19 protein-coding genes are annotated in these 23,461 nt (G+C 54.4%); 9 read left to right on the top strand and 10 right to left on the bottom strand.

Translation table 11 applies throughout. From position 1 onward, the window contains the following. The first annotated feature begins 210 nt into the window (after nt 1–210). Together ybjG and deoR are read left to right on the top strand one after the other, a co-directional pair. Nucleotides 211–819, top strand: coding sequence for an undecaprenyl-diphosphate phosphatase (gene ybjG, locus NA986_RS17135; protein ID WP_001531378.1), 609 nt, complete (start codon nt 211–213; stop codon nt 817–819). A 71-nt stretch (nt 820–890) separates the two neighbouring features. Further along, the gene (deoR, locus tag NA986_RS17130) at nt 891–1,649 is read left to right on the top strand and encodes a DNA-binding transcriptional repressor DeoR (RefSeq protein ID WP_000450103.1); all 759 of its coding nucleotides are present in this window, start codon (nt 891–893) and stop codon (nt 1,647–1,649) included. Nucleotides 1,650–1,693: 44 nt separating this feature from the next. On the opposite strand, the gene dacC is transcribed toward deoR, so the two are convergent. Further along, on the bottom strand, nt 1,694–2,896 hold the full coding sequence (dacC, locus tag NA986_RS17125; protein ID WP_000195712.1) for a serine-type D-Ala-D-Ala carboxypeptidase: 1,203 nt from the start codon (nt 2,894–2,896) through the stop codon (nt 1,694–1,696). A gap of 243 nt (nt 2,897–3,139) precedes the next feature. Here dacC and NA986_RS17120 point away from each other — a divergent pair, with 243 nt between their 5' ends. Next, entirely contained in the window at nt 3,140–3,766 is a 627-nt protein-coding gene (locus NA986_RS17120; RefSeq protein ID WP_000631904.1) for a glutathione S-transferase family protein, read from the top strand. Here NA986_RS17120 and NA986_RS17115 read toward each other — a convergent pair. Continuing rightward, complete coding sequence (locus tag NA986_RS17115) at nt 3,763–4,884, bottom strand: PQQ-dependent sugar dehydrogenase (protein ID WP_023216248.1); 1,122 nt, start codon at nt 4,882–4,884, stop codon at nt 3,763–3,765. The genes NA986_RS17120 and NA986_RS17115 overlap by 4 nt on opposite strands. Before the next feature lie 117 nt (nt 4,885–5,001). Continuing rightward, entirely contained in the window at nt 5,002–5,385 is a 384-nt protein-coding gene (gene bssR / locus NA986_RS17110; RefSeq protein ID WP_000259651.1) for a biofilm formation regulator BssR, read from the bottom strand. A gap of 230 nt (nt 5,386–5,615) precedes the next feature. Here bssR and rimO point away from each other — a divergent pair, with 230 nt between their 5' ends. Then, on the top strand, nt 5,616–6,941 hold the full coding sequence (rimO, locus tag NA986_RS17105) for a 30S ribosomal protein S12 methylthiotransferase RimO (RefSeq protein WP_000073317.1): 1,326 nt from the start codon (nt 5,616–5,618) through the stop codon (nt 6,939–6,941). Between the two features lie 90 nt (nt 6,942–7,031). Here the strand turns inward: rimO and gsiD are convergent, their stop codons facing one another. From gsiD to iaaA, 5 genes are read right to left on the bottom strand one after another with little or no spacing between them, the layout of a single operon-like run. Further along, entirely contained in the window at nt 7,032–7,943 is a 912-nt protein-coding gene (gene gsiD / locus NA986_RS17100) for a glutathione ABC transporter permease GsiD (RefSeq protein ID WP_001628718.1), read from the bottom strand. Nucleotides 7,944–7,945: 2 nt separating this feature from the next. Beyond that, nucleotides 7,946–8,866 carry a glutathione ABC transporter permease GsiC gene (gene gsiC / locus NA986_RS17095; protein ID WP_000936066.1) on the bottom strand — a complete coding sequence of 307 codons (921 nt, stop codon included), beginning with the start codon at nt 8,864–8,866 and terminating at the stop codon, nt 7,946–7,948. Nucleotides 8,867–8,926: 60 nt separating this feature from the next. Then, nucleotides 8,927–10,465 carry a glutathione ABC transporter substrate-binding protein GsiB gene (gene gsiB / locus NA986_RS17090; RefSeq protein WP_000191427.1) on the bottom strand — a complete coding sequence of 513 codons (1,539 nt, stop codon included), beginning with the start codon at nt 10,463–10,465 and terminating at the stop codon, nt 8,927–8,929. Between the two features lie 32 nt (nt 10,466–10,497). Then, nucleotides 10,498–12,369: a glutathione ABC transporter ATP-binding protein GsiA gene (gsiA, locus tag NA986_RS17085; RefSeq protein ID WP_001120589.1), complete on the bottom strand. Its 1,872-nt coding sequence runs from the start codon at nt 12,367–12,369 to the stop codon at nt 10,498–10,500. Between the two features lie 10 nt (nt 12,370–12,379). Next, nucleotides 12,380–13,321, bottom strand: a complete 942-nt coding sequence (iaaA, locus tag NA986_RS17080) for a beta-aspartyl-peptidase (RefSeq protein ID WP_001030503.1) — start codon at nt 13,319–13,321, stop codon at nt 12,380–12,382. 203 nt (nt 13,322–13,524) lie between these two features. Here iaaA and moeA point away from each other — a divergent pair, with 203 nt between their 5' ends. The 4 genes from moeA to NA986_RS17060 all read left to right on the top strand — a co-directional run bounded on the left by moeA (nt 13,525) and on the right by NA986_RS17060 (nt 19,124). After that, complete coding sequence (moeA, locus tag NA986_RS17075; RefSeq protein ID WP_001522974.1) at nt 13,525–14,760, top strand: molybdopterin molybdotransferase MoeA; 1,236 nt, start codon at nt 13,525–13,527, stop codon at nt 14,758–14,760. Continuing rightward, entirely contained in the window at nt 14,760–15,509 is a 750-nt protein-coding gene (gene moeB, locus NA986_RS17070) for a molybdopterin-synthase adenylyltransferase MoeB (protein WP_000829286.1), read from the top strand. Before moeA ends, moeB begins: the two co-directional genes overlap by 1 nt. 277 nt (nt 15,510–15,786) lie before the next feature. Next, the gene (locus NA986_RS17065; protein WP_023216249.1) at nt 15,787–16,686 is read left to right on the top strand and encodes a glycyl-radical enzyme activating protein; all 900 of its coding nucleotides are present in this window, start codon (nt 15,787–15,789) and stop codon (nt 16,684–16,686) included. A 5-nt stretch (nt 16,687–16,691) separates the two neighbouring features. Continuing rightward, complete coding sequence (locus NA986_RS17060; RefSeq protein WP_023181379.1) at nt 16,692–19,124, top strand: glycyl radical protein; 2,433 nt, start codon at nt 16,692–16,694, stop codon at nt 19,122–19,124. 77 nt (nt 19,125–19,201) lie between these two features. Here NA986_RS17060 and NA986_RS17055 read toward each other — a convergent pair whose 3' ends face one another. Continuing rightward, complete coding sequence (locus NA986_RS17055) at nt 19,202–20,011, bottom strand: Cof-type HAD-IIB family hydrolase (RefSeq protein WP_000217907.1); 810 nt, start codon at nt 20,009–20,011, stop codon at nt 19,202–19,204. 261 nt (nt 20,012–20,272) lie between these two features. Between NA986_RS17055 and NA986_RS17050 the strand changes: the two genes are divergently transcribed. Then, nucleotides 20,273–21,538 (top strand): DUF1479 domain-containing protein, encoded by a 1,266-nt coding sequence (locus tag NA986_RS17050; RefSeq protein ID WP_001586229.1) that lies wholly within the window; start codon nt 20,273–20,275, stop codon nt 21,536–21,538. Nucleotides 21,539–21,659: 121 nt separating this feature from the next. Here NA986_RS17050 and NA986_RS17045 read toward each other — a convergent pair whose 3' ends face one another. Next, nucleotides 21,660–23,255 (bottom strand): ABC-F family ATPase, encoded by a 1,596-nt coding sequence (locus NA986_RS17045; protein ID WP_000961480.1) that lies wholly within the window; start codon nt 23,253–23,255, stop codon nt 21,660–21,662. Between the last annotated feature and the right edge of the window lie 206 nt (nt 23,256–23,461).

The following is a 23,461-nucleotide window of genomic DNA, read 5'->3' as shown; positions in this document are numbered from 1 at the left end:
AAAGCTGCTTAGCGCTTGCGTACTTTAAGGTTAATTTAAGTTTGCGCCGTTATCATCAACGTTATTTTATGCCATTGTCTTAAATCTCTTCATGTTGCCGCCAAATAAGACAATACTGCTTTTCCTCCCTGTTACGCTGCATTTATGCTCAGTTTGCACGGGGATGAGCTGGCTATCCCTTTTGATTTCATTGCTCCGAGCCTGGATGTTATGCTGGAAAACCTTAACAACTCGCTGTTTTATTTTATTAATGCCACGCCTGATTCCGCGCAGTGGACGATTTCGCTCGCTATCTTTATCGCCAAAGATGTCATCAACATCGTCCCGCTCTTAGCCGTGGTACTCTGGCTGTGGGGTCCCCGCGATCGGGTCTGCGCCCAGCGTCAGCTGATCGTTAAAATCGGCATCGCGCTGATTATCAGTCTGGCGGTCTCCTGGACAATGGGACACCTTTTCCCGCACGACCGTCCGTTTGTCGATCATATCGGCTATAACTTCCTGCATCATGCCGCCGATGACTCTTTCCCCAGCGATCACGGTACGGTGATTTTTACCTTTGCGCTGGCGTTTTTGTTCTGGCACCGCCTCTGGTCAGGCATCGTGATGATGGCGATAGCTATTACCATCGCCTGGTCGCGCGTCTATCTCGGCGTACACTGGCCGTTAGATATGATTGGCGCGCTGCTGGTAGCGATGCTTGGCTGCCTGAGCGCACAGCTGATCTGGCAATGGTACGGCGCGCCGCTCTACCAGGCGCTGCAACGTTGTTACCGTTTCTGTTTCGCATTGCCCATTCGAAAAGGCTGGGTACGTGACTAAATAGCGAAAAAAAGAGTAATATTAAGCGCTCTGTATGGTGCGGAGCGCTTATTTAACTCTCCAGGGGAACTATGGAAACGCGACGCGACGAGCGTATTGGTCAATTGCTGCAGGCCTTAAAACGCAGCGATAAACTTCATCTAAAAGAAGCCGCGACCCTGTTGGGCGTCTCTGAAATGACCATTCGTCGCGACCTGAACCATAAAAGCGCGCCTGTCGTGTTGCTGGGCGGCTATATCGTACTGGAGCCCCGCAGCGCCAGTCATTATCTGTTAAGCGATCAAAAATCTCGTCTGGTGGAAGAAAAACGCCGAGCCGCTCAGTTGGCTGCAGGCCTGGTACAAGCGCATCAGACGGTATTTATTGACTGTGGCACCACCACGCCGTGGATCATCGAAGCCATTGATAATGACCTTCCCTTTACGGCGGTGTGCTATTCACTTAATACCTTCCTGGCGCTGCAGGACAAACCCCATTGCCGCGCCATCCTCAGCGGCGGGGAGTTTCACGCCAGCAACGCCATTTTCAAGCCGCTTGATTTCCATGAAACGTTAAACAATATTTGTCCGGATATCGCGTTTTATTCCGCCGCCGGCGTTCATACCAGTAAAGGCGCTACCTGCTTTAATCTGGAAGAGCTGCCGGTAAAACATTGGGCAATGACAATGGCACAGTGCCATGTACTGGTGGTGGATCACAGTAAATTCGGCAAGGTACGTCCGGCGCGGATGGGGGAATTATCACGCTTTGATACGATTATCAGCGACCGCCGTCCCGATGAGGCCTTTGTGGCCTACGCTAAAGCGCAACAAATTACTCTGATGTATTAACCGCCCGTTGCCGGATGCGACGCGCACCCGGCAATGGGGTTATTTTACGAGAACCAACTGCCAAACCACTGATGGAGTTTCATCAGCACAAAATCCCACATCCGGCTGAAAAATCCCCCCTCCTCGACGTTTTCCATCACCATTAACGGGCGTTGCTCAATGGATTTTCCGTTAAGCTGGAAATCGATGGTGCCGACAACCTGCCCTTTCTTCAACGGCGCCGTGAGCTGTGGTTCGTTCAACGTAAAGCTGGCCTTCAGGTTTTTAAGCTGCCCACGCGGAATCGTCACAGACCCCGCATCGCCCGCCCCCAAATTGACCTCACGCTTATCGCCAAACCAGACCCGTTGCGTCACGAATGTCGCGTCAGGTTTAATCGGCGTGACCGTTTCAAAGAAGCGGAAACCCCAGGTCAGCAGTTTTTCTGACTCATTAAAACGAATACGGTCCGTTTTCGCCCCCAGCACGACAGAGATCAGGCGCATATCGCCCTGGGTGGCGGAGGCGACAAGGTTATATCCAGCCCCTGCCGTTGTCCCCGTTTTCATGCCGTCGACATGCAGATTGGTGCTCCACAACAGGCGGTTGCGGTTCGGTTGACGAATATTATTAAAAGTAAATTCTTTCTCTTTATGAATGGCGTATTCGTCAGGCACATCGTGAATCAAGGCCTTGCCGAGCAGCGCCATATCGCGAGCGGTACTGAACTGCCCTGGCGCATCAAGACCGTGTACCGTCTGGAAGGTTGTATTGGTTAACCCCAGTCGTTTCGCATAGGCGTTCATCAGGCCGATAAAGGACTCCTGGCTTCCGGCGACGTAGTCGGCAAGCGCGATACAGGCATCATTACCTGACTGAATGATGATGCCTTTATTAAGATCCGCAACAGACACCTGATCGCCTGGCTTCAGAAACATCACCGACGACCCACGTAGCGCCGGGTTCCCCGTCGCCCAGGCATCTTTGCCCACCGTCACCATATCGGTCAGCTTGATTTTCCCTGCCTTCAGCGCCTGGCCCACCACGTAGCTGGTCATAATTTTTGTCAAACTGGCAGGGTCGAGTTTCTCATCGGCGTTGCCTTCCGCCAGTACTTTACCGCTGGCGTAATCCATTAAGATCCAGGCTCGCGCATCAACGCCCGGCGGCGCGATCGTTTGTTCCTCTGCCTTTACAGGCGAAGCGAAAAGGAATAAGAGAACCGAACCTGCCGCGAGGCTACGAAGGGAAGAAGCGTATTGCGTCATAGTACCACCCGAGTATCCATTCCAAAAACACACGTCACACCACCGTGTAATAAGTGCGGTGAGTAATAACGCACTCACGACGTTAAAGAAACCGTAACTTGGTAAAGTTTTTAAAGTTTATGCAATAACATCCCGTTACGCTTCCTTCATAACGATTTTTTTACAGACCATTGTGTAAATGTTAGGTTTATCTCACGGTAGGCCGATTACTGTCATCATCCTGATAAAACGGAAGGGGTTAATATGATTACGCTGTGGGGCCGGAACAACTCGACTAATGTTAAAAAAGTGTTGTGGACGCTTGAAGAGCTGGAACTGCCATACGATCAAATTCTGGCAGGCGGAAAATTCGGCGTTAACCAGGATGCCGACTATCTGGCGATGAATCCTAATGGGCTGGTGCCGCTGCTTAAAGATGATGAAACCGACCTGTTATTGTGGGAATCCAATGCCATTGTCCGCTATCTGGCGGCGCAATACGGCCAGAACCGGCTATGGGTTGATAATCCGGCGCGGCGTGCGGAGGGCGAAAAATGGATGGACTGGGCGAATCAGACGTTAAGCCCGGCGCACCGCGTGATCCTGATGGGACTGGTCAGAACCCCGCCGGAAAAACGCGACCAGGCGGCAATTGAAGCTGGTATCGAAAAGTGTGATGGCCTGTTTGCGCTTCTTGATGATGCTCTGGCCCGCCAGCCGTGGTTCTCCGGAGATAACTTTGGCACCGGCGATATCGCTATTGCGCCTTTCGTCTATAACCTGCTGAACGTGGGTCTGAAATGGACGCCGCGCCCGAATCTGGAACGATGGTATCAACAGCTTACCGAGCGCCCTGCTTTTCGCAAAGTGGTGATGATCCCGGTGACCTAACGCGTGGCTGCAGGACTTACCTTGAGTAACTGCCCGTCGGACTCATCGGTTAACACATATAAGTAGCCGTCAGGTCCGACACGCACATCCCGAATACGCTGCTTTCTGTCACCCAGAATACGGCCTTCTTCCGTCACCGTATTGCCATCGACGCGCATCACAATGACCTCTTTATCTTTTAGCGCGCCGATAAACAGTTTGTGCCGCCACGGCGCAAAAACGTCGCTGGCATAAAAAGCCATCCCGCTGATCGCCGGAGAATCCTTCCAGTAGTAAACCGGTTGCTCCGTTCCCTCGACAATTTCACCTTTGGCTTCCGGCACTTTCAGACCACTATAGTTGACGCCCCATGTGGCCAGCGGCCAGCCATAATTTTTGCCTTTTTCCGGGATGTTAATTTCATCGCCGCCGCGCGGACCGTGTTCATGCAGCCATAGCGCGCCGCTCCAGGGATTGATGGCCAGCCCCTGCGGATTACGAATACCGTAAGACCAGATTTCCGGACGCGCGCTCGCCTGATGCACAAACGGATTATCCGGCGGAATTTCGCCCTGCCCGGTCAGGCGCACCAGCTTACCCTGTAATTTATCCAAATCCTGCGCGGTAGCGCGCTGGTTATTTTCACCCAGGGCAATAAAAAGAAACCCTTGCGCATCGAATACCATACGTCCGCCAAAATGGTTGCCGGTAGACAGCTTAGGCATCTGGCGAAACACGGTACGAAAATGCTCCAGACGCTGAAGATCGTCGCTCAGCCGTCCAAAACCGACTGCCGTACCGGCGTTTCCTTCGCGGTCAGCTTCAGCATAGCTCAGCCAGACGCGGCGCGACTGGGCAAAGTCAGGCGCCAGCACGACGTCCAGCAAACCTCCCTGCCCGTTTGCCCACACTTTCGGTACGCCAGCCAGCGGATCGGAAAGTCCCTTCCCCGTCTGCCAGTGGCGCAGTTGTCCCCCTTTCAGGGTAATGAGCATCCCACGGTTATCCGGCAAAAAAGCCAGCGACCACGGGTGATCGAGTCGGGTTTGCAGCACCTCAACGTTCACCGGCGCAAGATTGGCGTTCGCCCATGAAGAGAAAAGAGAGAATGAAACTATCGCGAGAAGTATTCGACGCATACCGCCTCCTTCAGGGCTCTGCGTTAAAGCGTAGTCAGCATCGCAAGAGGTCGGTTTATTTTTACAAAACATTAAGCGGCGCGGTCCGGTAAAAAGGGGGAGTCGCCTCCCCCTTATTCAGACCTGTGTAAGCGGTGAATGTGCTTTCAGACTCTGAATACTCAGCGTCAAAGTTGTCAGACAGTTTTCAAGTTTATCTGCGTTGACGGCAATAAAGGTCGGACAATCATGGTGTCCGCTCATTAAACAAACGGCGGCGGCCGCAAGCGCGCCTTCGGCACGGCGCAGCGCGTTCCACTCCTCCTGATCGAGATGCAGTCCCTGCCGTAAAGCGTGATCGTGGAGCTCGCGATTCAGTTCAAAAAAATTGTCACGCAGAGTGTCACTTTCGCTGACTGACATATACCCCTTCGCTTTTCGCAATTGCAGATAAGCGGCAAGATCGATACGCGCGTTTATCAGCTTGTTGAGAAGATCGGTTCTCAGTCTGTCAACGACCATACCTTTTTTCCTCCTCTTTTCTACCAGGGTTCAACTTAATAGTATGGTCGTTTTTTAGACAAAGGGGTGTCAGAGATCAAGAATTTTCTTAGAATTGCCCTTTTTCACCTTTTGCTGACAACCACAACGGTTGATGCCGCCGCTCCTGATGAGATTGCGATACAATTTTTGTTCGGATATCTGTAGAATCCCTGCCCTGACCATTCCAATAAATGAACACTTTTTAAGCTATGAGTAATGTAACCCACCAGCCAAAGATCGGCTTCGTTTCCCTGGGCTGTCCGAAAAACCTCGTTGATTCGGAACGCATCCTGACTGAGCTGCGTACCGAAGGCTATGACGTTGTGCCACGCTATGACGATGCGGATATGGTTATCGTTAATACCTGTGGCTTTATTGACAGCGCGGTACAAGAGTCGCTGGAAGCCATTGGCGAAGCGCTGAACGAGAACGGTAAGGTAATCGTCACCGGCTGCCTGGGCGCAAAAGAAGATCAGATCCGCGAAGTGCATCCGAAAGTACTGGAAATCACCGGGCCGCATAGCTATGAACAAGTTCTGCAGCACGTACATCATTACGTACCGAAGCCGAAGCACAATCCATTTTTAAGCCTCGTACCGGAACAGGGTGTAAAACTGACGCCGCGCCATTATGCGTATCTGAAAATTTCTGAAGGCTGTAATCACCGCTGCACGTTCTGCATCATCCCGTCGATGCGCGGGGATCTGGTCAGCCGTCCGATTGGCGACGTATTAAGCGAAGCGAAACGTCTGGTTGATGCCGGGGTCAAAGAGATTCTGGTGATTTCGCAAGATACCTCCGCCTACGGCGTAGATGTGAAGCACCGCACCGGATTCCATAATGGCGAACCGGTGAAAACCAGTATGGTGAGCCTGTGCGAACAGTTATCAAAACTGGGCGTCTGGACACGTCTGCACTACGTCTACCCCTACCCACACGTTGATGATGTGATTCCGCTAATGGCGGAAGGCAAAATCCTGCCTTATCTGGACATTCCGCTGCAACATGCCAGCCCGCGGATTCTTAAACTGATGAAACGTCCCGGTTCCGTTGACCGCCAGCTGGCGCGCATTAAGCAGTGGCGCGAAATCTGCCCGGAACTGACCTTACGCTCCACCTTTATTGTCGGCTTCCCCGGCGAAACGGAAGAAGACTTCCAGATGCTGCTCGACTTCCTGAAAGAGGCGCGCCTCGATCGTGTAGGCTGCTTCAAGTACAGCCCGGTGGAAGGCGCAGGCGCGAATGAGCTGCCGGATCAGGTGCCGGAAGAGGTGAAAGAAGAGCGCTGGAACCGCTTTATGCAACTGCAACAGCAAATCTCCGCTGAGCGCTTGCAGGAAAAAGTGGGCCGCGAAATTCTGGTGATCGTCGATGAGGTTGACGAAGAAGGCGCTATCGGGCGTAGCATGGCGGATGCGCCGGAAATTGACGGCGCGGTCTATTTGAACGGCGAAACCAACGTCAAGCCGGGCGATATCGTGCGCGTGAAAGTGGAAAACGCCGACGAATATGATTTGTGGGGCAGTCGGGTTTAACGCCACCTCCCCCAGCGCGGGTGCCGGATGTGTTATCCCGCCTGACGAGGCCGTTCCAGGCCCGCCAGGCGTCAACGCCACCGGGCTGGCTTACCCCTTAATCTTCGGGTCCAGCGCATCGCGCAACCCGTCACCTAACAGGTTAAACGCCAGCACAGTCAGGAAAATCGCCACCGCCGGGAAGAGCGCTACGTGCGGCGCGATGACCATATCCGCCCGCGCTTCATTGAGCATCGCTCCCCACTCCGGCGTTGGCGGCTGCGCGCCTAATCCGAGAAATGACAGGCTTGCCGCGGAAATAATTGACGTACCGATACGCATCGTAAAGAAAACCACAATTGACGAGACCGTTCCCGGCAATATATGGCTAAACAAAATCGTCGTGTCGCTGGCGCCGATACTGCGGGCAGACTCAATAAACGTCTGCTGTTTTAAGACCAGGGTATTTCCGCGCACCAGACGAGCAAACGCCGGAATAGAGAAAATCGCCACCGCAACGATCACATTAGCAATACCGCTGCCTAACACCGCCACAACGGCAATCGCCAGCAAAATGCCGGGGAAGGCGAACAGCACATCGCAAATGCGCATAATAAAACGATCCCACCAGCCTTCATAATATCCCGCCAGCAATCCCAACACCGTGCCAATTATCGCACCGATAAATACCGCGAACACGCCCGCCGCCAGTGAGATCTGCGCCCCAACGAGAACCCGGCTAAAGATGTCTCTTCCCAGCGAGTCAACGCCAAACCAGTGCTGCAAAGAGGGGCCATTGTTCAGGCTATCGTAGTCAAAATAGTTTTCCGCATCGTAGGGCGTCAGCCAACGGGCAAAAATCGCCACCAGAATTAACACCAGTACGAATCCCCCGGCGACCAACGCGACATGCTGGCGGCGAAAACGACGCCAGAACTCCCGCCACGGCGTGCGTATCTGGTCGGGTTTTACCACCGGCATAGCATGTAAAATCGCCTGACGGCGCCAGTTAAATAATCGCATCCTTACTTATACCTGATAGCCGGATTAATGGCGGCATAGAGGACATCCACCACTAAGTTGATAAGAATAAATTCCAGAGAAAACAGCAGCACTTCCGCCTGAATCACGGGGTAGTCGCGCATGTCGACGGAGTCGACCAGTAATCGCCCAAGCCCCGGCCAGTTAAACACTTTTTCGACGACGATCGATCCGCCGAGCAGAAAGCCAAATTGCAGTCCCATCATGGTGACGACCGGGATCATCGCATTGCGCAGGCCATGTTTTAACACCACCCACGTTTCACTAACGCCTTTCGCCCGCGCGGTCCTCATGTAATCCTCGCTCAGGACATCGACAAACGAGGAGCGCGTAAAACGCGCCATGACGGATGCCACCGCCGCGCCAAGCGTCAGGGAGGGTAAAATATAATGTTGCCAGCTATCCGCCCCCACGGTCGGTAGCCAGCCCAGATCCACGGAAAAAATCTGCATTAACAACATTCCCAGCGCAAAAGCCGGGAAAGAAATGCCGGTCACGGCAAGCGTCATTCCTACCCGGTCAGGCCAGCGATTACGCCACACGGCGGCGGCGATGCCGATCGCCATGCCAAACAGCACCGCCCATATCATACTGGTTATCGTCAGCCACAGCGTCGGCAAAAAGCGGCTGGCGATCTCCTCAGAAACCGGGCGGCGGGAAACCATTGACGTCCCGAAATCGCCTTGTAAAACATGGGTGATGTAATGCCAAAACTGGACATGAAGCGGCTGATCAAGCCCCAGCTGCTGACGAACCAGCGCGATCACCTGCGCGTCGGCTTCCGGTCCGGCTATCAGCCGCGCCGGGTCGCCGGGCAACAAATGAACAAATAAAAACACCAGCACTGCCACAATCAACAGCGTAGGAATTAATCCCAGCAGGCGCTTGAGAACATAGTTAAGCATCACACGAACCTTTTACCGGATGGCGGACAACGCGCGCGCCATCCAGCCCCATCGCATTACTTACTTCAAATCCGCATCGTCAAAGCTGAAACCGGTATCCGGCATAATCCAGAAACCGGTCAAATTTTTACTGTGCGCAGAAACCAATTTCTCCACCACCAACGGTATCCAGGGCGACTCTTTCCAGATAATATCCTGCGCCTCTTTGTACAATCGTGTTTTCTCCTGCGGATCGTTGGTTTTTAAGGCCGCCGCCAAATCGCTGTCGACCTGCTTGTTGCTGTAAAAAGCGGTATTAAACTGCGTCGGCGGCCAGTTTTGTGATGCGAAGAGCGGCGATAACGCCCAGTCAGCTTCGCCCGTCGACGCCGACCAGCCGGTATAGAACATTCGCACGCCGCTCTCTTTTTGCCCTTTGCCCTCGACTTCCGCGGCGCGCTGGCCGGCGTCCATCGCGGTTATCCGGGCTTTAATGCCAATCTGCGCCAGTTGCTGTTGGGTAAACTGCAACACTTTTTGCGCGGTGCTATGGTTATGCGATGACCACAGCGTGGTACTGAAACCGTCTGGATACCCCGCCTCTTTCAACAGTTCGCGCGCTTTAGCCGGATCATAGGGCCACGGCTGATAGCTTTGCGCATAGGCTATCGACGGCGGCACCACGCCCGTCGCCGGCGTGGCGTATCCGGCAAACGCCACTTTAACCAGCGCCTGGCGATTGATAGCGTAATTCAACGCCTCACGCACCTTAGGATTATCAAACGGCTTCTGCGTCACATTCATACTGATATAACGCTGCATAATGGACGGGCTGGCGACCAGTTCGAGGTTTTTATTTTTCGCCAGTAACGCGGCCTGCTCATAAGGGATAGGAAAAGCAAATTGCGCTTCGCCGGTTTGCAGCATCGCCGCGCGGGTATTGTTGTCAGTAACCGGACGCCAGGTAATAGAATCCAGCTTGGGTAAGCCCTGCTGCCAGTAACCGGCGAACTTTTTCACTTTGACAAAGTCGGTCTGATTCCAGGTTTCAAGCTGGTATGGACCGGTACCGACCGGATGAAAACCAATATCCTTGCCATATTTTTCCAGCGCTTGCGGCGAGATCATCGCCGTCGCCGGGTGCGCCAGAATATTAATGAAAGCGGAGAACGGCTGTTTCAGGGTAATTTTTACCGTTGCCGGGTCGACAACCTCCGTTTTTGCGATATTTTTATACAGGTTATAACGCTTGAGGTGATTATCCGGATTGCTGGCGCGATCGAGATTCGCTTTCACCGCCGCCGCATCAAAATCCGCGCCGTCCTGAAATTTCACCCCCTGCCGTAGGGTAATGGTGTAGGTCAGACCGTCATCAGAAACGGTATAGCCTTCCGCCAGGACGTTTTTTACCTTCATGTCTTTATCCAGGCCAAACAGACCTTGATAAAATGACTTCGCCACCGCCTGCGAGAGTGTATCGTTGGCGTCATACGGATCGAGCGTGGTGAAATTAGACCCTACCGCCACCACCACATCTTTGGCCGCCAGGGCCGGAAAAGCCGCAATGGATGAGGCCAGTCCCAGCGCCGCCAGCCATTTATGCGTAATAAATTGCGTCATGTTGTTCTCCTGAAACCCTGCCAGTCTGAATGTTATAAGCGCGAGAGCGCATTATCCTGCAGCGGCCGCGCAACATAATGTCCCGGCCCGACCAACTGTAATGAAACGGCGGGCGTCTCTTCGCCACGTTTATGAATATTGCTGGGTATATCATCTGATAGCAGAACGCGCCGCGGCCGGTGTCTGGAAGGATCGGCAACCGGCACCGCCGCCATCAATTTACGCGTATAAGGATGCTGCGGATTTTCAAAAACGGCGCGCCGCGGCCCCATCTCAACAATTTGACCAAGATACATCACCGCCACGCGATGGCTAATTCGCTCCACGACCGCCATATCATGCGAAATAAACAGGTAGGCGATCCCCATTTCCCGTTGTAAATCAAGCAGTAAATTAATAATCTGTCCGCGAACGGAAACATCCAGCGCGGAGACCGCCTCATCGGCAATAATCACTTTAGGATTCAATGCCAGCGCGCGAGCTATGCAGATGCGCTGACGTTGACCGCCGGAAAACTCGTGCGGATAACGCCAGGCATGTTCAGGCCGTAATCCGACACGCTCAAGCAACCAGGCCACGCGCTTTGCCGCAGCGTCCCCCTGCCCCAGACCATGAATCCGTAAAGGTTCCATAATGGAATACCCCACGGTCTGGCGCGGGTCGAGCGAGGCGTAAGGGTCCTGGAAAATACACTGAATATCGCGGCGCAACGGCTGGAGTTTACCCGCAGACAACGTGTCAATGCGCTGGCCGTTAAAGATAATCTCCCCCTGCCGGGATTCAACCAACCGCAACAGCGCGCGTCCGGTCGTCGATTTTCCGCTACCGGACTCGCCCACCAGCGATAGCGTTTCGCCGGGCCAGAGATCGAAACTGATATTCTCAACGGCATGAACTTCACGCGTAATACGGTTAAAGAGACCGCTACGCAGCGGGAATCGCGTCACCAGCCCCCGAACCTGGAGAATAGGTTCGCCTTCCACCACCGTGTCTTGCTCAATCTGCGATTCATAAAGGGCCGGTTCGTCAGCGGAAATCAACGGGAAACGGCGTGGCAGCGAGTGGCCGCGCATCGCGCCAAGCTGAGGGACGGCGGCCAGTAACGTTTGGGTATAAGGATGCGTCGGCGCATGGAAAATCTGCTCTACGCTGCCGGTTTCCACGGCCTCGCCCTGATACATCACCAGCACGCGATCGGCGATATCCGCCACGACGCCCATGTCGTGGGTGATAAAAATCACGCCCATCGACATCTCTTGCTGCAACACTTTGATAAGTTGCAGAATTTGCGCCTGGATAGTGACATCCAGCGCCGTGGTGGGTTCATCGGCAATCAATACCGCCGGACGGCAGGATAGCGCCATCGCGATCATGACTCGCTGGCGCATCCCGCCGGAAAGCTGATGCGGATAACGCGATAAAATCGCCTGCGACTCCGGGATCCGTACCTGATCGAGCATACGTTTCGCTTCCGCCAGCGCCTCTTCGTGGCTGGCGCCCTGATGCAAACGAATAGATTCGGCAATTTGCTCGCCAACGGTAAATACCGGGTTGAGCGAGGTCATTGGCTCCTGGAAAATCATGGCGATATCCGCGCCGCGCACACGCCGCATCTGCGCGTCACTCTGCTCAGACAGCTCAATCACCTGGCGATTACGCCGACGCAACAGCATTTCGCCGCAGCGCACGTTCGCGCCCGACTGCTCAATCAGCCGCATTAACGCCAGCGCCGTCACCGATTTTCCCGATCCCGACTCGCCGACAATCGCCAGAGTCTCTCCACGCTTCAGGCGTAATGACACATTACGCACGGCGTCTACCTGTTGCCCTTCGTGGTGAAACGCGATATTCAGGCCACTGACGGACAGAACATCGCGGCTATCCAGTTCATCGCTGTGCGGCACCTGCGGCTCCTTATTCCCGGTAAATTCCTGTGGTAGGCGTATCCCCGGCATATCCCCAGGCGCGATACATCCCTTCGCTGTTAAACGGCAACGCGACATTACCTTCGTGATCAACGGCGATTAATCCACCGCTGCCGCCCAGCGCCGGTAATTTTTCCATCACCACGCGCTCGCAGGCGTCGGCAAGGCTGAGTCCGCCATATTCCATCAATGCGGCGATATCGTAAGCCGCGAGCGTGCGAATAAAGACCTCTCCCGTTCCGGTACAGGAAACGGCGACGCTGGCGTTGTTGGCATAACACCCGGCGCCGACCAGCGGGCTGTCGCCGACGCGCCCGGGCAATTTATTGGTCATCCCGCCGGTAGACGTTGCCGCCGCCAGATTGCCGAATTTATCCCGCGCCACCGCGCCGACTGTACCCATTTTTTTCGTTTCGTCCAGCGGCGCGCCGCTGTGATCGAGCGCCATTTCGCCCGCCGCACGCGCCGCCAGCAATTGCTCGTAACGCGCCGGGGTGGAAAAGATATCCGGCGAAACGCGCGCCATCCCCTGTGAAAAGGCAAAGTTTTCCGCCCCTTCCCCCACCATGAGTACATGCGGGCTGCGCTCCATCACCAGTCTGGCGGCGAGCACAGGATGGCGAACATGACTCACGCCCGCGACGGCTCCGGCTTTCAGGGTATTGCCGTCCATCACGCAGGCATCCAGTTCATGAGTCCCGTCTCGGGTATAGACCGCGCCGATACCCGCATTGAAGAGCGGACACGCTTCCAGCAGGCGCACCGCTTCCGTCACTACATCAAGCGCGCTGTCACCCGCTTCCAGCATCTTTTGCCCGCTTTCGACAATCTCTGACAGCGCCTGGATATAGCGTAGCTCCTGCTCATGGCTCATTTGCGCGCGAGCAATCGCGCCTGCGCCGCCGTGAATCGCAATCACTGCTTTATTCATTTTTAGGGTCCATTAACGGTGGCACACAACTTTTACTATAACTATCAGAATTGTTGTGAGTTATTCATTCGATTTTTGAATATAGAAAGATGCGTAAGGTATGTAAAGGCGCAAGGCCGTCTCTAAGACCGAGGTAGCATACTGCCCGCCACTGTTTTCTGACATAATAGCCGGATTCGATTTTGCCTCGCAGGAGTATGTTCATGGAATTTTCCGCCGGATTGATGCCGCTTGAAACAGCGCTGACCCAGATGCTTTCACGTATTACCCCGCTCACCGCCGTAGAAACGTTGCCGCTGGTGAACTGCTTTGGCCGCATCCTGGCGACCGATATCGTTTCTCCCCTCGATGTCCCCGGCTTTGATAATTCAGCTATGGATGGTTATGCGGTACGCGTGGCGGATTTGTCCGCCGATAAGCCGCTGCCCGTCGCCGGCAAAGCATTTGCCGGTCAGCCTTACCAGGGAGAGTGGCCTGCGGGCACCTGCATTCGCATTATGACCGGCGCCCCGGTGCCGACAGGTTGCGAGGCGGTAGTTATGCAAGAGCAGACGGAACAAACCGATGACGGCGTGCGTTTTACCGCCGATGTTCGTTGCGGACAAAACATCCGCCGCCGCGGCGAGGATATTCGCCAGGATGCGGTGGTCTTTCCGGCCGGTACGCGCCTGACTACTGCCGAACTGCCGGTGCTGGCGTCGCTGGGAATTGCCGATGCGCAGGTTGTACGTAAAGTGCGCGTAGCGCTGTTCTCGACCGGCGACGAGCTCCAGCTTCCGGGCCAGCCGCTGGAGGCGGGACAAATTTATGACACTAACCGTCTAACTATACATTTGATGCTGCAACAGCTTGGCTGCGAAGTGATCAATTTAGGCATTATTCCTGACGATCCCGGTAAGCTTCGCGCCGCATTTATCGACGCCGACAGCCAGGCCGATGTAGTGATAAGCTCCGGCGGCGTCTCGGTTGGTGAAGCGGACTATACCAAAACCATCCTTGAGGAGCTGGGCGAAATCGCCTTCTGGAAGCTGGCTATCAAACCAGGCAAACCGTTTGCCTTCGGCAAACTCAGTAATAGCTGGTTCTGTGGCCTGCCGGGGAATCCAGTCTCTGCGGCGCTCACGTTTTATCAACTGGTTCAGCCCTTACTGGCGAAGCTTGGCGGCAACACGGCAAGCGCTGTACCGCCGCGCCAGCGTGTACGCACAACATCTCGCCTGAAGAAAACGCCGGGGCGTCTCGATTTCCAGCGCGGCATCCTGCAACGTAGCGCCAACGGCGAACTGGAGGTCACGACCACCGGACACCAGGGTTCACATATTTTTAGCTCGTTTAGTCTGGGCAACTGCTTTATTGTGCTGGAGCGTGAACGCGGCAATGTTGAGCCGGGAGAATGGGTGGAAGTCGAGCCGTTTAATGCTCTGTTCGGAGGCCTGTAATGGCGGAACTTAGCGACCAGGAGATGCTGCGCTATAACCGACAAATTATTCTGCGCGGCTTCGATTTTGAAGGGCAGGAAGCGTTAAAAGAGGCGCGGGTATTAGTGGTCGGGCTGGGCGGACTCGGCTGCGCGGCAACGCAGTATCTGGCCGGCGCTGGCGTCGGGCAACTGACGCTACTCGATTTTGATACCGTTTCCGTTTCCAATCTCCAGCGTCAAACCTTGCACAGCGACGCCACGGTCGGGCAGCCAAAGGTTGAGTCCGCCCGCGACGCGCTGGCGCGAATCAACCCGCATATTACCATTACGCCCGTTAACGCGCGGCTGGACGACGACGCTATGACCAGCCTGATTGCCGGGCATTCGCTGGTACTGGACTGTACTGATAACGTTAGCGTACGTAATCAACTTAACGCCGGGTGCTATACCGCGAAAGTGCCGCTAATCTCCGGCGCGGCAATTCGTATGGAAGGACAAGTTACCGTCTTTACGTATCGGGAAAACGAACCCTGTTACCGCTGCCTGAGCCGTCTGTTTGGCGAAAACGCTCTGACCTGCGTAGAGGCAGGGGTGATGGCGCCGCTGATTGGCGTGATCGGTTCGCTACAGGCAATGGAGGCCATTAAGCTGCTGGCGCATTACGGTCAGCCTGCCAGCGGAAAAATCGTCATGTACGATGCGATGACCTGTCAGTTCCGCGAAATGAAGTTAATGCGCAACCCCGGCTGTGAAGTCTGCGGACAGTAGCCACTTTACGGATAAACATACCAAAGCACGGTTTATGGCCGTGCTGTATCAACAGATAATTACTGTCATCAGACGCAAAGCCAGCTTACCCAAGCTCCGACTGACGATCGGCTCAAGCAGCGCGGCATCATCTTAAACGCCATATCACAGCCTCAAACCGTGATGTTGTACCTCATTTAACGCCTCTTTGTCAGAACCTCTCCATTCGTTGACGCACATCAAGACAACTTTCATTCGAAAGTAATTTAATCTTTATATGAAATAAGAGAGGCCGTTTATGATCTTCAATATTCAGCGCTATTCTACCCACGATGGCCCCGGTATCCGTACCGTAGTATTTCTCAAAGGCTGTTCGTTGGGCTGTCGCTGGTGCCAGAACCCGGAAAGCCGCGCCCGCGCTCAGGATCTGTTATACGACGCGCGGCTGTGTCTCGAAGGATGCGACCTGTGCGCGCAAGCCGCGCCGGACGTCATTGAGCGCGCGCTAAACGGCCTGCTCATCCATCGCGAAAAACTGACCGACGCCCATTTTTCAGTCCTGGCGCATTGCTGCCCCACACAGGCGTTAACCGTGTGCGGCGAAATAAAAAGCGTGGATGAGATCATGGCGACGGTACTGCGCGATAAACCTTTTTACGATCGCAGCGGCGGCGGTCTTACGCTTTCCGGCGGCGAACCGTTTATGCAGCCGGAACTGGCGGCAGAGCTGTTTAAAGCCAGCCATGACGCCGGTATTCATACAGCGGTTGAGACCTGTCTGCATGTTCCATGGAAATACATTGCGCCCTCACTGCCTTATATCGATCTGTTTCTGGCTGATTTGAAACATGTCGCCGACGGGCCGTTTAAGCAGTGGACCGATGGTAGCGCCTCGCGGGTGCTGGAAAATCTCAGGAAACTCGCCGCCGCGGGCAAAAAAATGGTGATTCGCGTCCCGCTGATTCAGGGATTTAATGCCGATAAGGAGACCATTAAAGCCATTACCGACTTTGCCGCCGACGAACTGCACGTCGGGGAAATTCATTTTCTGCCCTACCACACGCTGGGCATCAATAAATACCACTTACTCAGTCAGCCCTATCATGCCCCGGATAAACCACTGGATGCGCCGGCGTTACTTGATTTTGCCCAGAAGTACGCCTGCCAAAAAGGTTTAACCGTGACCCTACGAGGATAATTATCATGACCCAACTGAAACTGGACACGCTCAGTGACCGCATTAAGGCGCACAAAACCGCGCTGGTACATATCGTGAAACCGCCGGTCTGTACCGAACGCGCGCAGCATTATACCGAAATGTATCAGCAGCATCTGGATAAACCGATTCCGGTACGCCGCGCGCTGGCGCTGGCCCATCACCTGGCGGAACGCACTATCTGGATAAAACACGATGAACTGATCGTCGGCAACCAGGCAAGTGAAGTCCGCGCCGCGCCGATTTTCCCGGAATATACCGTCTCGTGGATTGAAAAAGAGATCGACGACCTGGCAGACCGGCCCGGCGCAGGTTTTTCCGTCAGTGAAGAAAACAAACGTATTCTGCACGACGTCTGTCCGTGGTGGCGCGGTCAAACCGTCCAGGATCGCTGCTACGGCATGTTTACCGATGAACAAAAAGAGCTTCTGGCGACTGGCATTATCAAAGCCGAAGGCAATATGACCTCCGGCGATGCGCACCTGGCGGTGAACTTCCCGCTACTGCTGGAAAAAGGGCTTGATGGCCTGCGCGATAAAGTCGCCGAGCGCCGCTCACGCATCAACCTGACCGTGCTGGAAGATCTGCATGGCGAGCAGTTCCTGAAGGCGATTGATATTGTGCTGGACGCGGTAAGCCAGCACATCACGCGCTTTGCCGCGCTGGCGCGCCAGATGGCGGGCGAAGAGTCCCGTGAAAGCCGTCGTAAAGAGCTACTTACCATCGCGGAAAACTGCGAGGTGATCGCCCACCAACCGCCGCAGACCTTCTGGCAAGCACTGCAATTGTGCTACTTCATCCAACTGATTCTACAAATTGAGTCTAACGGTCACTCGGTGTCATTTGGTCGTATGGACCAGTATCTTTACCCCTATTATCGTCGCGATGTCGAACTAGACCAGACGCTGGATCGTGAGCACGCCATTGAACTGCTGCACAGCTGCTGGCTGAAACTGCTGGAAGTAAACAAGATCCGCTCCGGTTCGCACTCTAAAGCTTCCGCGGGCAGCCCGCTGTATCAAAACGTCACCATTGGCGGTCAGAATCTTATCAACGGTCAGCCAATGGACGCAGTGAATCCGCTGTCTTACGCTATTCTGGAGTCCTGCGGACGTTTGCGTTCTACCCAGCCCAACCTCAGTGTGCGTTATCACGCCGGAATGAGTAACGATTTCCTTGACGCCTGCGTCCAGGTCATCCGCTGCGGCTTTGGGATGCCGGCGTTTAACAATGATGAAATCGTCATCCCGGAATTTATCAAGTTGGGGATCGAACCACAGGACGCTTACGATTACGCGGCGATCGGCTGTATCGAAACCGCCGTCGGCGGGAAATGGGGTTATCGCTGCACCGGCATGAGCTTTATTAACTTCGCCCGCGTCATGCTGGCGGCGCTGGAAGGCGGTCGCGACGCCACCAGCGGCAAGGTATTTCTGCCGCAGGAAAAGGCGCTCTCCGCAGGCAACTTTAACAATTTTGACGAAGTGATGGCCGCCTGGGATACCCAAATTCGCTACTACACGCGCAAATCGATCGAAATTGAGTATGTGGTCGACACCATGCTGGAAGAGAACGTCCACGATATTCTCTGCTCAGCGCTGGTAGATGACTGTATTGAACGCGCGAAGAGTATCAAGCAAGGCGGCGCTAAATATGACTGGGTATCCGGTCTTCAGGTCGGTATCGCCAACCTGGGCAACAGCCTCGCCGCCGTGAAAAAACTGGTCTTCGAACAGGGCGTTATCGGTCAACAGCAGCTTGCCGCCGCGCTGGCCGATGACTTTGACGGGCTGACCCATGAGCAGCTGCGCCAGCGTCTGATTAACGGCGCGCCGAAGTACGGCAACGACGATGATACCGTCGATACCCTGCTGGCGCGCGCTTATCAGACCTATATTGATGAGCTGAAGCAATATCATAACCCGCGCTACGGTCGTGGCCCTGTCGGCGGCAACTATTACGCCGGTACGTCCTCTATCTCAGCAAACGTGCCGTTTGGCGCCGCGACTATGGCTACCCCGGATGGTCGCAAAGCGCATACGCCGCTGGCGGAAGGCGCAAGCCCTGCATCGGGTACGGATCATCTCGGCCCGACGGCAGTGATTGGTTCCGTAGGCAAATTACCTACCGGTTCCATTCTCGGCGGCGTGCTGCTCAATCAGAAACTGAACCCAACGACGCTGGAAAACGAATCCGACAAACAGAAACTGATGGTTCTGCTACGGACGTTCTTTGAGGTGCATAAAGGCTGGCATATCCAGTACAACATCGTGTCACGCGAAACGCTGCTGGATGCGAAAAAACATCCGGACCAGTACCGCGATCTGGTCGTGCGTGTGGCAGGCTACTCCGCCTTCTTCACCGCGCTGTCGCCGGATGCGCAGGACGATATCATCGCCCGTACCGAACATATGCTGTAATTTTCCCTGGCGCCATCGGCAATATGTCCGAACTGCCTGATGGCGCTACGTTTAACAGGCCTACGCAGGCCTGTTAATCAGAAGGGATCGGTGCCGTCAAGCACGGCCTGAATGACGTTGAGCGCGCCTTGATGGTTATTATCATCAGTGTGATAACGTGAAAGCGCTTTGATATTGTCTGCGGCATTGCCCATGGCAAAAGAGTAATGCGCCATTTTCAACATTTCCGCATCATTACCGCTGTCGCCAATGGCGACGACATTCTGTGGCGATCTGTTCCAGCGCTTTAACAGACGACTGATGCCATTCGCTTTATGCAGTCCCGGGATAATCAGGTCGATAAAACCGAAGCCGCTGGTGACGGGCTTCATGATGCCATCCAGAGATACGTGCAGTTTGTCGATAACCAGCGGAATTTGTTCATCAGGCAAATTCAGGGAGAACTTAAACAGGATATCGTCAATGTCGTGATAATCGTTTACCGGCTGCAGACGGTGATAATGTTTGGCCATCAGCGCCACGAAAGCCTCGGGAGCGTTTTTGCTGACATAAGCGCTTTTCAGACCACAGGCGACGAAGTTAAGCTGCTTATCCTTCAGCAGTTCGCCAATCACAATACGCGATTCATGCCGGGTTAGCTCCCCGTGAAACAACTGTTTGCCATGTTCATATACCAGCGCGCCATTTTCTGCGACAAAGGAAATTTCGTCTTTCAGCTCGGGGAAGAAGGAGATCAACTGGTAGTACTGATTACCGCTGGCGACCACAAATTCGATATTACGTTTTTTCAGTTCCTGGTATTGCGCCATGAAGCGTACACGATCGTACTGCTTGGCATCGTCGAGAAAAGTGCCGTCCATATCGGTAACGACAACGTTAACGGTCATACTTAAGCTCCTGGCTGTAACTGCGACCAGAAACATTTTAATAACAATGTGAGCAGAACCACAAATTTATTTCGAATGAAAAGTGGCTGAACGAAAGGAATAGCCGCATAAGACATTAAGACGTCCTGGCCACCTTACGTTTTCCTCTCGCTTCCCTCTTTGTGCGCCCCTGCAATATTTTAAACTTGCATTAACCTTATTTTAACTTAAAGTATCACATGTAACTAATTTTACTTTCGAACGAAAGATGATGAGGTTGATATGACAACTCCTTTTACCCACGAAACGCTGCCCGCCGACCCAAAAGCGGCCATTCGTCAGATGAAGCAGGCGCTACGCGCGCAAATCGGCGACGTACAGGCGGTGTTCGACCGTTTGAGCGCCACCATAGCAGCCCGGGTGGCGGAAATTAACGATCTGAAGGCACAGGGACAGCCGGTATGGCCAATTATCCCTTTTAGCGAACTGGCGATGGGCAACATTAGCGATGCCACCCGCGCCGAGGTTAAGCGCCGCGGGTGCGCGGTGATTAAAGGTCATTTTCCACGCGAACAGGCGCTGGCATGGGACCAGTCGATGCTCGACTATCTGGACAAGAACCATTTTGACGAGGTGTATAAAGGACCGGGGGATAATTTTTTCGGTACGCTGAGCGCCTCCCGGCCTGAAATCTATCCTGTCTACTGGTCGCAGGCGCAAATGCAGGCCCGCCAAAGTGAAGAGATGGCGCTGGCGCAGTCGTTCCTCAACCGTCTGTGGCAGGTAGAGCACGACGGCAAGCGATGGTTTAATCCGGATATCAGCATCATTTATCCGGATCGCATCCGTCGCCGCCCGCCGGGCACCACATCCAAAGGACTGGGAGCGCATACCGACTCCGGCGCGCTGGAACGCTGGCTGCTGCCAGCCTATCAGCAGGTATTCGCCAGCGTGTTTAACGGCAACGTCGAGCAGTACGATCCGTGGAATGCGGCGCACCGTACCGAAGTTGAAGAGTATACGGTGGATAACACCACAAAATGCTCGGTATTTCGCACCTTCCAGGGCTGGACCGCGCTCTCCGATATGCTGCCCGGTCAGGGGTTGCTTCATGTCGTCCCTATCCCGGAGGCGATGGCGTATATTCTGCTGCGCCCGCTGCTGGATGATGTCCCGGAAGATGAATTATGCGGCGTCGCGCCGGGCCGGGTGCTGCCGATTTCTGAACAGTGGCATCCTTTACTGATGGCGGCGTTAACCAGCATTCCGCCACTGGAAGCCGGGGATTCCGTGTGGTGGCATTGCGATGTCATCCACTCCGTCGCCCCCGTCGAAAATCAGCAGGGCTGGGGCAATGTGATGTACATTCCTGCCGCGCCAATGTGTGAGAAAAACCTGGCCTATGCGCGTAAGGTGAAAGCGGCGCTGGAGACAGGCGCATCACCGGGCGATTTCCCGCGCGAGGACTATGAAACCACCTGGGAAGGGCGCTTCACGCTGCGCGATCTGAATATTCACGGTAAACGGGCATTAGGTATGGACGTTTGACGGTCGTACCGCCCTGCCCGCTCACCTGCGGTGTGCCCTTTGCCTGGGCGCACCCGTCTTACCGAACCTACGCGCCAGGATACGTAGGCCCGGTAAGCACAGCGCCACCGGGCGTCAGTGTTTAGCTTTCAATCCCTTTACTACGCAAATAATCGTCGTAGTTGCCGCTGAAGTCCACCACGCGCTCCGGCGTAATTTCAATGACGCGGGTTGCCAGCGAGCTGACGAACTCACGGTCGTGCGAAACAAAGATCAGCGTGCCCTGATACAGCTCCAGCGCCATATTCAGCGATTCGATCGACTCCATATCCAGGTGGTTAGTCGGTTCGTCCATGATCAGGATATTCGGCTTTTGCATCATCAGTTTGCCGAACAGCATACGGCCCTTCTCGCCACCGGAAAGGACTTTCGCAGGCTTTTTGATATCATCCTGGCTAAATAACAGGCGGCCCAGAATACTGCGCACTGCCTGCTCGTCGTCGCCTTCCTGCTTCCACTGACTCATCCATTCAAACACCGTCAGGTCATTTTCGAATTCATATTCGTGGTCCTGCGCGTAGTAACCAATACGCGCGTTTTCCGACCATTTAACGGTGCCGTGATCGGCGTCCAGATCGCCAACCAGCGTCTTCAGCAGCGTAGATTTACCCACGCCATTGGTGCCGAGTACCGCCAGCTTCTCGCCGACTTCGAGCAGCAAATTGACATTTTTAAACAGCGGACCGTTATCAAAACCTTTCGTCAGCGCCTCCACTTCCAGAGCGTTACGGAACAGTTTTTTATCCTGCTCAAAACGGATGAACGGGTTCTGACGGCTGGAGGCTTTCACCTCTTCCAGCTTGATTTTATCGATCTGCCGCGCGCGCGACGTTGCCTGACGCGATTTAGAGGCATTGGCGCTAAAACGGCTAACAAAAGATTGCAGCTCGGCAATTTGCGCTTTTTTCTTCGCATTATCGGCCAACAGACGTTCACGCGCCTGGGTCGCCGCCGTCATATACTCATCATAGTTACCCGGATAGACGCGCAAGTCGCCGTAATCCAGATCCGCCATATGCGTACAAACCATGTTCAGGAAGTGACGGTCGTGCGAAATGATGATCATCGTGCTATCGCGCTCGTTCAGCACCTGCTCCAGCCAACGGATAGTATCAATATCCAGGTTGTTGGTCGGTTCGTCGAGCAACAGGATGTCCGGATTAGAGAATAACGCCTGCGCCAGCAGCACACGCAATTTCCAGCCTGGCGCGACTTCACTCATCAGACCGTAATGCTGCTCCAGCGGGATGCCCACCCCCAACAGCAGTTCGCCCGCGCGCGCCTCAGCGGAATAACCGTCCATCTCGCCGTATTTTACTTCCAGATCGGCGACTTTATAGCCGTCTTCTTCGCTCATTTCCGGCAAAGCGTAGATACGGTCGCGCTCCTGCTTGACTTCCCACAGTTCTCCATGCCCCATAATGACAGTATCAAGTACGGTGAATGTTTCAAAAGCGAACTGGTCCTGACGCAGCTTACCGATGCGCTCATTCGGATCGAGGGAAACATTGCCCAGCGTCGGCTCCAGGTCGCCGCCGAGGATTTTCATAAAAGTGGACTTTCCGCTACCGTTGGCGCCGATCAGGCCGTAACGGTTGCCGCCGCCAAATTTGACGGAAATGTTTTCGAACAGCGGCTTACTGCCGAACTGCATGGTAACGTTGCTGGAAACTAACACAGGCTTATCCTGAAAAAAGATGTGACAAACCGCTTATTATGCCACAAGTCTGAAATAAGATCGCGCCCTGTACAAAGGGCTACACTGAACCGTAAGGGAAAAAAACGTGATTTCGTACACATCTGAATTCCCTGTTTACTGGAATGCACCTATAATGCGCTCCCAACATGACAGAATTCTCAACCTACTAGCCTGCTTGGCACAGA

This window comes from Salmonella sp. NW177 (assembly GCF_051811585.1).
GTDB classification, from domain to species: domain Bacteria; phylum Pseudomonadota; class Gammaproteobacteria; order Enterobacterales; family Enterobacteriaceae; genus Salmonella; species Salmonella enterica.
Note: the sequence above shows the minus strand (reverse complement) of the source record. Positions and strands in the feature narration are given on the sequence as shown.